This is a genomic window from Streptomyces sp. NPDC029466, assembly GCF_055574515.1.
In genome coordinates this window covers 136253-146339 of sequence record NZ_JBVHZH010000008.1, presented here as the reverse complement: position 1 = coordinate 146339, position 10087 = coordinate 136253, and the positions used below count along the sequence as shown (strand labels likewise).

At 70.2% G+C, this 10087-nt stretch carries 5 protein-coding genes; 3 read left to right on the top strand and 2 right to left on the bottom strand.

All coding sequences use genetic code 11. The annotated features are described in order from the left end of the window. Positions 1-121 precede the first annotated feature (121 nt). Positions 122-1765, bottom strand: coding sequence for an MDR family MFS transporter (locus ACZ4XD_RS09820; protein WP_468040005.1), 1644 nt, complete (start codon positions 1763-1765; stop codon positions 122-124). 141 nt (positions 1766-1906) lie between these two features. On the opposite strand from ACZ4XD_RS09820, the gene ACZ4XD_RS09815 reads away from it, so the two are divergent. Beyond that, positions 1907-2518, top strand: coding sequence for a TetR/AcrR family transcriptional regulator (locus ACZ4XD_RS09815; protein ID WP_468040003.1), 612 nt, complete (start codon positions 1907-1909; stop codon positions 2516-2518). Here ACZ4XD_RS09815 and ACZ4XD_RS09810 read toward each other — a convergent pair. Beyond that, positions 2500-3171 (bottom strand): M23 family metallopeptidase, encoded by a 672-nt coding sequence (locus tag ACZ4XD_RS09810; RefSeq protein WP_468040001.1) that lies wholly within the window; start codon positions 3169-3171, stop codon positions 2500-2502. The genes ACZ4XD_RS09815 and ACZ4XD_RS09810 overlap by 19 nt on opposite strands. 721 nt (positions 3172-3892) lie before the next feature. On the opposite strand from ACZ4XD_RS09810, the gene ACZ4XD_RS09805 reads away from it, so the two are divergent. Continuing rightward, positions 3893-7135, top strand: a complete 3243-nt coding sequence (locus ACZ4XD_RS09805; protein ID WP_468039998.1) for an NACHT domain-containing protein — start codon at positions 3893-3895, stop codon at positions 7133-7135. 59 nt (positions 7136-7194) lie between these two features. After that, positions 7195-9921, top strand: coding sequence for an NACHT domain-containing protein (locus ACZ4XD_RS09800; protein ID WP_468039995.1), 2727 nt, complete (start codon positions 7195-7197; stop codon positions 9919-9921). The last annotated feature ends 166 nt before the right edge of the window (positions 9922-10087 follow it).

Here is a 10087-nt window from a genome sequence, read left to right as displayed (position 1 = left end):
GGGGGGGTTTGGGGCGACCCCCCCTGGGGGCCGGAGACCCGGGGTGGGGGGGGGGGGGGGGGGGGGGGGGGGGGGGGGGGGTGCCCCCTCCTCCCCCCCCCCCCCCCCCACCGGCTTTGGCTCAGACGGACTCAGGCACCGCTATTCGGTCCGTGGGAGCGTTGTCGCGCTGCGTGCTCTCGGCCGGGGTGGCCGGGCCGCCGCGCAGGGGGACCTCCTTGAGGAACCAGGCGGCGGCGAAGCCGATGATGCTGATCGCCGCGCCCCACAGGAAGACGTGGTGGGTGCCGGTGGCGACCGCGTGCATGTACGCGTCCTTGATCATCGGCGGGAGCTGGGCCAGGCCCTTCGGGTCCATCTGGGCGCCGCCGCTGGTCATCTTCTCGCCGGCCTTGCCGATCCGTTCGACCATCGTGGCCTGCACCTGGTGGGTGAAGATCGCGCCGAGGATGGCGACGCCGAAGGAGCCGCCGATCGTACGGAAGAGGGTGGCCGAGGACGAGCCGACGCCCATGTCCTTCATCTCGACGCTGTTCTGCGCGATCAGCATCGTGGTCTGCATGAGGAAGCCCATACCGGCGCCGAGCACCGCCATGTAGGCGCCCGAGGTGAAGCGGGTGGTGTCGGTGTCCATCAGGGACAGCAGGGTCAGGCCGGCGGTGATCAGCCCGCCGCCGACCACGACGAAGATCTTGTACTTGCCGGTCTTGGTGGTGACCCGGCCCGCGAACAGCGACACCACCATCATGGCCAGCAGCATCGGCAGCAGGAGCAGACCGGAGTTGGTGGCCGAGGCGCCCTGCACGGTCTGCTGGAACAGCGGCAGGAAGGTCATCGAGCCGAACATCACGAAGCCGACCAGGAAGCCGATGAGCGTGACGAGCGAGAAGTTGCCGTTGCGGAAGATGTGCAGCGGCAGCACCGGCTCGCTGACCTTGCGCTCGACGAGTACGAAGAGGGCGAGGGCGACCACACCGACGACGCCGAGGCCGATGATCTGGCTCGACAGCCAGTCGTACTCGGTGCCACCCCAGGTGGTGATCAGCACCAGTGCGGTGATGCCGACGGTGAGCAGCGCGGCGCCGACGTAGTCGATCCGGGTCTGCGACCGCTTCTTCGGCAGGTGCAGCACCGCGGTGACCATGATCAGTGCGATCGCGCCGAGCGGCAGGTTGATGTAGAAGCTCCAGCGCCAGCCCAGGTGGTCGGTGATGGTGCCGCCGACGAGCGGTCCGCCGATCATGGCGACGGCCATGACGCCGGCCATCATGCCCTGGTACTTGCCGCGCTCCCGCGGCGGAATCAGATCGCCGATGATCGCCATGACGCCGACCATCAGACCGCCGGCGCCCAGGCCCTGGACGGCGCGGAAGCCGATCAGCTGCCCCATGTCCTGTGCCATGCCGGAGAGTGCGGAGCCGATCAGGAAGATCACGATGGAGGTGAGGAAGACGCCCTTGCGTCCGTACATGTCGCCGAGCTTGCCCCAGATCGGTGTCGAGGCGGCGGTGGCGAGCGTGTAGGCGGTGACCACCCAGGACAGGTGCTCCAGTCCGCCCAGTTCACCGACGATGGTCGGCATCGCGGTGCCGACGATCATGTTGTCCAGCATCGCGAGCAGCATCGCGATCATCAGCGCGAAGAGCACCATCCGCACGCTGGCCGGCTGTTTTTCCTGCCCCTTGCCCGGCGCTGCGTCCGGTCTGGCCTGCACGGCCGAGGTCTGTCCGTCCCCCGTCGGGGTCGCTTGGCGCGACTTCCCCATCACTCACTCCTACTTACTTGCCGCCCGGCTAGTTCAGTACAGTGAGGAAGGTAGGCGACGAACTAGCCGGGCGTCAAGTAAGTTTCTCTGGCGCCCCACGGGGCAGCCCTCTGACCAGTACCGACGACGCAGGAGAGCACCATGAGCACACAGGCGCGCAGGGGAAACACCCGCCAGCGCATCCAGGACGTCGCTCTGGAGCTGTTCTCCGAACAGGGCTATGACAAGACGTCGCTGCGGGAGATCGCGGAGAAGCTAGAGGTCACCAAGGCCGCGCTGTACTACCACTTCAAGACCAAGGAAGACATCGTCATCGGCCTGTTCCAGGACCTGGGCCGGCCCATCGACGAGCTGATCGCCTGGGCCGAGGAGCAGCCGCGGACCCTGGAGACGAAGCAGGAGCTGATCCGCCGCTACAGCGAGTCGCTGCGCTCGGCCGAGCCCCTCTTCCGTTTCATGCAGGAGAACCAGGCCGCGGTGCGCGATCTGAGCATCGGCGAGAGCTTCAAATCGCGCATGCTGACCCTCTTCGGGCTGCTCAGGGAGCCCGAGTCGGAGCTGGCGGATCAGGTGCGCTGCATCACCGCACTGTTCTCCATGCATGCGGGCATGTTCGCGATGCAGAACCTGGAGGGCGACCCCGAGGAGAAGCGCAAGGCCATCCTCGAGGTCGCCACAGAACTGGTCACGGCGGCAAACCCGCCGAACCGCCGGCCAGCCCGGCCGGATTCAGCTCAGACGGCATCGCCGTGAGCCCGCAGGAATCCGGTCGGCTCGATGCCCGTCCCGTAGTCAGGACCGGTGCGGACCTCGAAGTGCAGGTGGGGGCCGGTGGAGTTACCGGTGCTCCCGGACAGGCCGATCTTTTCGCCGGTGCCGACCTGCTGGCCGACGTTCACGCCGATCTGTGACAGGTGCGCGTACTGGGTGTACATGCCGTTGTCATGCTTGACCACGATGGCGTTGCCGTACGCCGGGCCGTCGCCGCCGCCGTAGGGACCGGCCTTGACGACGGTGCCCTTGTGGACGGACTTGACCGGGGTACCGGTCGGCACGACGAAGTCCTGGCCACTGTGGTTGTGCGACCAGTGGCTGCCGGCCAGACCGAAGGTCGAGCCCAGGGTGTACTTGTCGACCGGCTTGACCCAGGAGTCGGCCTTCTTGGCCGCGGCCTTCTTGGCCTTGGCCGCGGCGGCCTTGGCGTCCGCGGCGGACTTGACCTGTGCGTCGGCCTGCGCGGAGACGGTCGAACCGACACCCGAGGTGAGGTTCTGCAGGCCCGCGTCGGCGGCGGTGGCAATACCGGCGCCCAGGGCGGCGGTAACGCCGACACCGGCGGCGACAACGGCGACGCGATTGCGCAGCGCGAACTTCTTCGAATTGCGGAGAGCGGTGAACTTCGACATGCGGGTTTTCCTCCAGTGAATTGATTGGTTTCCCGGCTGCGGACCGGGATCGCCATTCCTTGGTAACCCGCCTTCGCCGCCCCGCCAAGGGGCCTTTCTACTAACCCGGCCCGTACGAGATGCCGGGTGACCGAGGCCCTTGCGCGCCCGCCGAAGCTCTGCACGAAACCCCCGAATTCGGACATCTCGCCATGCCTCCCGGGTCCGCTACGTGCCTCCTGAGCAGGCTGTTTCCCCATGCGCCGCACGGGGCTTACCTCCCCCGCGCCGCTCACCCGCCTCCAGCCCCTCGCCCGCCCCGGGAAACCCCCGTACCCCCGGGCCCCCATTCCCCTAATTCTTTTAGTAGGCCCCAAAACGCCTGTGTGCCATGTCACCGATAATCAAGATCCAACCGCTTTTCGCACCCCTTCCGGAGGCCCGATGCGGGGTTTCGAGGTCTTGTGATGCGGGCGAACCGGGCCTTTGTGACGTGGCTTACCCGGCCTTTGTGACCCGGCTTACTCGCCATTTGTGACCCGGCTTACGTGGCCTTTGTGACCCGGGTTACCCAGGCCCGCCAAATGTCCGAATTGGGTAGTAATGGTGGCCCGAAATCCGTGACCGCCGCCACAGCGGTCCACCCGCCCGTGCACCTGGCCGATCACCACCCCGCCGCCCCGACCGCCGCAATAACGTGGCCCGACGACAACACCGGCCACGGGGGAGGGCGGATCGCACGATGGACCCGTCAGCAGTGGGTGTCCGACTCGCCTCCGGCGTGGTCGCACCGCTCATCAGGAAGCTCTTCGTCAAGGAGGGGCCGGGCGCCGGCCTGGTGGCGAAGCCGGTCCGGATCTCCGGGCTGGTCAGCTTCAAGGGCGAGCGGCGGACGCTGTCCGACAAGGACCTGCGCAAACTCGCGGCGGAGCTGGTCGACCGGGCCGTACGGAGCGCCGGGCCCGGCGAGCGCCCCCTGGCCGTGGACGAGGAGCAGGCGGTGGCCGGGGCCCTGGCCACCACGCTGCACGGCCTGGGTGACCTCGACATGGACGACGTACAGGCCGTCCGTCTGGGCGCCACCGCCCTCGCCGAACGTCTGGCGGCGGCGAGCCCGCATGCCGTCCGCGGGCTCTCCCGGGACGCCGAGCTGCTGCACGCCACCCTGCTCGGCATCGCCTGCCTGCACATCGTGCACTTCTTCACCCAGCGGTCGGCCTTCGTGGCCCGCACCCTGGTCCAGCAGAGCAGGAGCCTGGACAGCCTGATCACGCTCATGGACGAGTTCCTGGCGCGGCATCCGTCCCCGCGGGCGGCGGACGCCGCGTTCGAGCGCGGCTATCTCGCGTATCTCGCCCGTAAGCACGGCAGACTCACCATCTACGGCATCGATCTGGCGCACTCCCCGGACCGGTGGCCGCTGGATGCCGCGTATATGAGCCTGGAGGCGACGGCCCCGGCCGCCCCGGAGGTGGCGGCCGTCTTTCCCTTCGCCGAGGAGGACGGCCCCCGGGGCGCGCCGCCGGCACCGGGGGCCGTCCCCGCCGACCAGGCCCTGGCCGGGCGCGACCGGGTGCTGCTGCGCGGTGTCGCCGGCTCCGGCAAGAGCACCCTCGTCCAGTGGCTGGCCGTCTCCTGCACCAAGGCCCCCGGCGACACGGCCCTCCCCCACCTCTACGGCCGGATCCCGTTCGTCCTCCCGCTGCGCACCCTCACCCGTGACGGGGCGCCGCTGCCCACCCCTGACCGCTTCCTGGCGTCCGTCGGCTGCCCGGTGTCCGGCTCGCAGCCCGAGGGCTGGGCGGACCGCGTGCTGGCCTCCGGGCGGGCACTGCTGCTGATCGACGGCCTGGACGAGATCCCCGAGCGCGAGCGCGAGCTGACCCGCCGCTGGCTGCGCGATCTCATCGACGCCTTCCCGGACAACCTGTGGCTGATCACCTCCCGCCCCTCCGCCGTACGCGACGACTGGCTCGCCGCCGACGGCTTCGGCGAGCTGACGCTCTCCGCGATGAGCCGCACCGAGGTCGCCGCCTTCATCGGCCGCTGGCACGCCGCGGCCCGCTGCGACGCCGAGGACCCCGAACGCCTCGACGCCTACGAGCAGTCCCTGCTGGCCGCCGTGCACACCAAACAGGACCTCGCCCGGCTCGCCACCAACCCCCTCATGTGCGGCCTGATCTGCGCCCTGCACCGGGACCGCCGCGGCTATCTGCCCACCGGCCGCAAGGAGCTGTACGACGCCGCCCTCGGCATGCTGCTCTCCCGCCGCGACCGGGAACGCGATATGGCCGCCCCCACGGGCATCGAGCTGAGCGACGAGCCGCAGATCCAGCTGCTCCAGCGACTGGCCTACTGGCTGATCCGCAACGGGCGCAACGAACTCGACCGGGAGCGCGCCCAACGCATCCTCGGCGAGGCACTCCCGGCCGTGCCCGCCGCGGCGGAACAGGGCGATGCGACGGCCATTTTCCGCCATCTGCTGCTGCGCAGCGGTCTGCTGCGCGAACCGGCCCCCGGCTCGGTCGACTTCGTCCACCGGACCTTCCAGGACTACCTGGGCGCCAAGGCGGCCGTGGAGGACGGCGACTTCGGACTGCTGGTGGCGCATGCGGAGGACTCCCAGTGGGAGGACGTGATCCGGATGGCGGTGGCGCATGCGCGGCCGCGGGAGCGGGCGGAGATCCTGCGGGGGTTGATGGCGCGCGCAGACGGTATCGATGGCCCCCTCGCCCGGTTGCGGGTCGACCTGCTGGCCATGGCCTGTCTGGAGCATGCGACGGAGATCGATCCGCAAGTACGGGACGAGGTGAACGAGCGCGCGCGGGCGTTTCTGCCGCCGCGCAGCCGTGAGGAGTCGCGATCGCTCTTCGGGGTGGGGCCGCTGGTGCTGGAGCTGCTGCCCGGTCCGGAGGGGCTGGCGGACGACGAGGCGCAGGAAGTGGTGGCGACCGCGGCGCTCATCGGGTCGGACGCGGCGCTGGAAGTCATGAAGCGCTTCCGGAATCACCCTGCGACGGGCACTCAGCACCAACTCGCCCTGTCATGGCCGCAATTCGATACCGCCACCTATGCCCGGGAGGTCATCCAGCACCTCGACGCCAAGGTGACCATCACCGCGACGTCGCGCGCCGAACTGCACGCACTCCGGGCGCTCGGTCGGCCACGCGTCTCGGTGAGCGGCTCCTTCACGGCTGCCGAACTTCTCGGCGCGCTGCCGCTCGACCTGATCGAAAGTCTGTCGATCACGGAGAACCCGGAGATCGCCGACCTCACCTTCCTCCGCGAATTCCCCGCACTGAAGTGGCTGTCGCTCTGGGACTGCCCGGCGGTCGAAAGCGTCGCCCCGATCACGGACCTTCGCCTCCACACCTTGAGCGTCTCCGGGCCGCCCCAGAAAGACATCCCGATTCCCCGCGGGCTTCGCCGGCTGCGCCACCCCCGCACCCTGCTGCTCCACTGCACGCTCCCGCCGGAGGGATTGGCGGCGCTCCCCGTGGATGCCCCGTTGAACCACATGACCCTCAGCCGACCTGTCGGCGCCGAATTCACCGGCATCACCCGCTGGCCCCATTTGCGCGGCATCCAACTTCCGCGTCTCACCGATGACTTCGGCGAGGATCAATGGGGTGCGCTGGCCTCGCTGAGCGAGCTGGAGGATTTCTCGTTCGGCCTGGCGAGGGGAGGGGTCCCCCTGCGCCTGCCGGCCGGACTTCGGCTTCCGCAGGTGAAAACGCTCAGCCTCCTCAACGCGGCACACCTCCCCCCGTCCGAAATGAGCCGCCTGCTGCGCGCAGCCCTCCCGGCTTTCCCCGGCGTCCGGGAACTCCAGCTCTACGGCGTGATCATCGACTTCATCGACCTCTCCCCCGCGGCGGCCCTGCCAGAACTCCAGGAGGTCTATCTCTCCAACCTCCGCCCGGCCTCCCGCCACTCCCTCCCTCCCCACATCAAACTCACCCACTACCCCCGCCCCCGCACCTAGGCTGACCGACAGCGCGCCCCCTCAACCCCCATATTCAGCACCGCAGTTACGGGGAACCCATGGATCCCACGAACATCGTTGCCCACCTCACGCCCCAGGTCGTCGATCCGCTGATCCGCAGGCTCCTCGCCCCGGACGGGCCGGTTGCCGAGCCGGTCGACCGGCCCGTGCAGATCTCCCGGCTGCTCTCCTTCACCGGCGAGAAGCCAACGCTGAGCGAGAAGGAGCTGCACGGACTCGCCGCGGCCCTCGTCAAGCAGGTGTCGGCCGGCCGGACGGACGCCGGCCGGAGGGACGCCGACCGGGCAGACACCGGACTGACGGACGCCGAGAACCAGGCCGTCGCCGCCGCCCTCGCCCGCACCCTGCGCGCCCTCGCCGACATCGAGATGGACGACCTCGACGCCGCCCGCCTCCTCCCCGCCGAGTTCGCCCGGCGCCTCTGCGGGACGGTGCCCGGCGCCACCCGTGAGCTGACGCACGACGGTGCCCGGCTGCACGGCCTGCTGCTGGATGTCGCCGCCCGGCATCTGCTGTACCTCTTCACCGAGCGGTCGGCCTTCGTCGCCCGGACGCTCGTGGAGCAGACCCGTACCCTCACCGAGCTGATCCACGGGCCGGGCGCCGCTCCCGCCGCCGCGCCGCCGTCCCGTACCGCCGCAGAACCGGCCACCGAGGCCGCCGCGGAAGACGCCGCCTTCCAGGACGGCGCCGCTCCGCCCCCGTCCCCCGCCACACCGGACCTCGCCTCCCAAGACGCCGCCTTCGAAGCCCGCTACGCCCAGGACACCGCCGCCCTCCACAACCACCTGACGATCTTCGGGATCGATCTGACGCACTCCCCGGACAGCTGGCCGCTGGACGCCGCCTATCTGGGGCTCCAGTGCGAGCCCGGCCCCCAGGACACCGAGGGTTCGCCGGACGCCGCGGGGCAGGACGACCCGCCGCTTCCCGCGGAGCAGGCGCTGTCCGGCCGCGGGCAGGTTCTGGTCCGCGGGGTGGCCGGGTCGGGCAAGACGACCCTGCTGCAGTGGCTGGCCGTCGCCACCGCCCGTGACGAGCTGCCCGAGGCGCTGGCGGGGCTGCGCGGCCGGGTGCCGTTCCTGCTGCCCGTACGGCGCTTCGCCTGTGAGGGCATCCCCTCCCCCGGCACGTTCCTGAGCGCCGTCGGCCACCGGGACGCCGGGGCGGCGCCGGCCGGCTGGACGGAGCGGGTGCTCGGCGCGGGGCGCGGGCTGCTGCTGATCGACGGGATCGACGAGGCCCCGGAGAGCGAGCGCGAGCAGGTGCGCCGCAAGCTCGCCGAGTGGACGGCGCGCTATCCGGAGAACGTCTGGATCGTCACGTCCCGGCCGTCCGCGGTCCCCGGCAACTGGCTCGCCGGTGAGGGGTTCAGCGAGCTGTCGCTTGCGCCGATGGGCCGCGAGGACGTCGCCGCGTTCATTCAGCGCTGGCACCGGGCCGCGGCCCAGCGGTGCCCGGCCGACCTGGACCGGCTCGGCCAGTACGAACGCACGCTGCTCAATGCCGTACGGATCACCCGCGATCTGGGGCGGCTGGCGACCAATCCGCTGATGTGCGGGCTGCTGTGTGCCCTGCACCGTGATCGCCGGGGCTATCTGCCGTCTGGCCGGAAAGAGCTGTATGACGCGGCGCTGTCGATGCTGCTGGAGCGCCGGGACCGGGAGCGGGCCATGGTCCCCACCGACGGGGTGGAGCTGACCCGGCAGCCCAAGATCCAGCTGCTGCAGAAGCTCGCCCACTGGATGCTGGTCAACGGCCGCTCGGAGATGGACCAGGCGACCGCGGTCGGCACCCTCGCCCGGCATCTGCCCTCGATACCGGACGCGGCCCGCCAGGGCGGCCCCGAGGACGTCTTCCGGCATCTGCTCAACCGCACCGGGCTGCTGCGCGAGCCCACCCCCGGCACCGTCGACTTCGTCCACCGCACCTTCCAGGACTATCTGGCCGCCCGCGCGGCCGTGCAGCGGCACGATTTCGGGCTGCTGCTCGATCATGCCCACCACGACGACTGGGAGGACGTGGTCCGGATGGCGGTGGCGCTGGCCCGCCCCGATGAGTGCGCGGCGCTCCTGGACGGCCTGCTCGCCCCGCACTCCGGCGTACGCGCCTCCGAGGCCCGGCACCGCAAGCTGCTCGCGGCGGCCTGCCTGGAGCACGCCACGGAGCTGGATCCGGCGGTCCGGGCGCGGGTGCAGCGCTTCACCCGCGCCATGGTGCGGCCCAGCACCCCGGCGGCGGCCCGTGCGCTGGGCTGGATCGGGCCGATCGTGCTGGAGATGCTGCCCGATCCCACCCAGGTCTCCGACCACGAGGCGTATCTGCTCGCGATCACCGCCACCTCGATCGCCGACGACATGGCGATCGACTATCTGACGGGGCTGCGCGACCGGGCGCATCACGACGTACGGGCGCAGCTCGCCGGGGCGTGGCGGCGCCACGACACCGCCCGCTACGCCCGCGAGATCATCGCCCATCTCGAACCGGCCGAGCTGTATTTCCCGGTCACCAACCTGGAGGAGCTGCATACGCTGCGCCGGCTGGGCGGCCGCCCGCATCTGCGGATCGCCGGGCCTTTCACACCGGACCAGCTGCTGGAGGGCATCGCTCCGGCCGAGGGTCTGACGCGGCTGTGGCTCGCCTATGACCTGGGCGTTTCCATGGAATGGCTGGCTGCTTTTCCGCAGCTGGACACCCTGCGGATCGGCCGCCGTATTCCACCGGTGAGCGGCGTTCCCGAGGGCATTCGCGTGGTGCAGATGTAGCGTGCGGCCGGCGTCCGCGCCGCATCCGCCGTACGCCACCCGTGCACCAATGACCGACTGTGCACGAATGACCGAAAATGACCCCTGGCGAAAATGTGCTGCATTTCCGGCCCCTAAAGAACAGGGCGGGAAAGACGGGAAAGAGCGGACTCCCTTACGGAACAAC

What these genes read in the sequence shown, in the direction of transcription:
- ACZ4XD_RS09815 (WP_468040003.1), top strand. Translation starts at nt 1,907, where the DNA reads ATGAGCACACAGGCGCGCAGGGGAAACACCCGCCAGCGCATCCAGGAC.
- ACZ4XD_RS09805 (WP_468039998.1), top strand. Translation starts at nt 3,893, where the DNA reads ATGGACCCGTCAGCAGTGGGTGTCCGACTCGCCTCCGGCGTGGTCGCA.
- ACZ4XD_RS09810 (WP_468040001.1), bottom strand. Translation starts at nt 3,171, where the DNA reads ATGTCGAAGTTCACCGCTCTCCGCAATTCGAAGAAGTTCGCGCTGCGC.
- ACZ4XD_RS09820 (WP_468040005.1), bottom strand. Translation starts at nt 1,765, where the DNA reads ATGGGGAAGTCGCGCCAAGCGACCCCGACGGGGGACGGACAGACCTCG.
- ACZ4XD_RS09800 (WP_468039995.1), top strand. Translation starts at nt 7,195, where the DNA reads ATGGATCCCACGAACATCGTTGCCCACCTCACGCCCCAGGTCGTCGAT.